This is a genomic window from Shewanella surugensis (genome assembly GCF_023284005.1).
Classification (GTDB): Bacteria; Pseudomonadota; Gammaproteobacteria; order Enterobacterales; family Shewanellaceae; genus Shewanella; species Shewanella surugensis.
Map to the genome: position 1 here is coordinate 1 of NZ_JAKIKS010000287.1, position 1834 is coordinate 1834.

Here is a 1834-nt window from a genome sequence, read left to right on the forward strand (position 1 = left end):
GTAAGGTGTTCGATCAGGGTCATTGGGTTACCTCTCAGAAAGTGAGGTGCGATTAGATCACAGTAATTCAGCAGATTCAATCTTTGTTAACAAAGTGCGATCCCGCCCTGAGGGGAGGTGGAAGTGCTAACGGTGTTCTTTCTGGTGACTTTTTTATTTTTGATCTTTCAGAGCCATAAATATTTGTTATTAAAGCTGACTTAAAACTAGCGTTCCAACTAATAACTTATTTTTCATAAAACAAGTTATTAATAAAATACTCGACAATTAAAATAACACCAATGTAAATAAACAGTCCCAACACTGTTAATATTAAGACGGTTACGGTTGTAACAACACAAAAGCCAATAAATATCAAGAATAAAGGTGAAGACAAACAAGATCAACAAGTTACCTTTGTACAATATATGCAATATTGAATAATCAATATAAAACTCAATATTAGATATAAAACACCAGTATAAAAAATGGATAACAGACGAGATAGGAACACAAATAACATTAGCAACTTAGGGATGTAAAACATCAAAAAAAAATAATTAATAAAGAGCAAGGTAAAGCACTCAACTAACAAAATAATAGCTGAATGCCAAACAATATTAAATATTAATCAACAATGGTAAGTCGACACTCTTCTGCACTGTATTGATTCCAAGCTAACAAGCCAAAACCTTTTGAATAGTCATGTAGATTGACCCAATCATCATAAGTACCATCGGTAAAATAGCAGCCCCAAGCTTGCATAACGTGATCGGTATTAATATCAAAATCAACACCAAAACTATCACCTTTTTCTGCTCGCCATGCCCCATTATACATATTGTAATAGAATAAATTTGAACTAGAGGCTGTAAATCCTTTTCCGTCCCAGTTATACATGCCCATACGCAATGTACAACCATCAATGTCACCGCATAAATTCTCTATCATTTCCATAGGAATAGGTACGCTTGTGCCTCTTTGTGCACGATCAGCGGTAATAGTCATGGAATCTGACATAATCACGATATCTTTATTTTCTACGATCTCGTTTTGCCAAAAAGCCGTCGATACACGATCGGCATTAGTTGCTTCTTGCATTATGGGATGTTTTTCGCCTAACTCATTAGTAATAGGTTTAGCGTTAAGCACTGTCGGCAAGGCTAAAAATAATGAGCCCAACGGAACAATAACAGATAGTAATGATTTCACGATGAAGTATGTCCTTATAGTCATGTTAAAAGATAAATGTATTATAAAGCGATTTAAATAAACTTATTCCGCATTTAAAAATTTAAGTTTCCATATTAAATAAGTAAAATGCAATAAAAGCTATCAAGAGTAAAGTTTAAATTAATCATTTAAACAATGAAGTTACAATAAAATCACAAACAAACAAAAAAGTAAAAATGTAAGACAAGCATTGAAACGGTCCAAAAAGACACGCTACCAACAATTTTAAAATTAAAACATATAAATCACTATGTTATAGTTAGATGAGAGTATTAACTCAGGTTTATACAATAAAAATAAGCAACAAACATCCTAGTAATATAGTGCATTAACACTTTATAATTTAGGCATTGAACAACTAAACACTCTTTTTCATGTGGGATACACAGCATAAACAAAAAATAAAAATAAAAAATACAAACAAACAGACTAACAATAAAGTATAAAAAGCACTTTATTTAAATGATAACATTCAAATGTAAATAATATGAAATATGAAAAAGTAACCACATAAAACTTAGATTGCCATAATAACCGACACACTTTGGTATAGAAAAGAGGGTTAGCTGCCTATAAGCTTCAATCTCTCACAAAATCGGCCAAGGTTCTCAAATGAAAAACC

At 31.8% G+C, this 1834-nt stretch carries 1 protein-coding gene; it reads right to left on the reverse strand.

Annotated elements, in window-relative coordinates; translation table 11 throughout:
- Nucleotides 1–606 precede the first annotated feature (606 nt).
- On the reverse strand, nt 607–1191 hold the full coding sequence (locus L2764_RS26985) for a hypothetical protein (protein ID WP_248943413.1): 585 nt from the start codon (nt 1189–1191) through the stop codon (nt 607–609).
- Between the last annotated feature and the right edge of the window lie 643 nt (nt 1192–1834).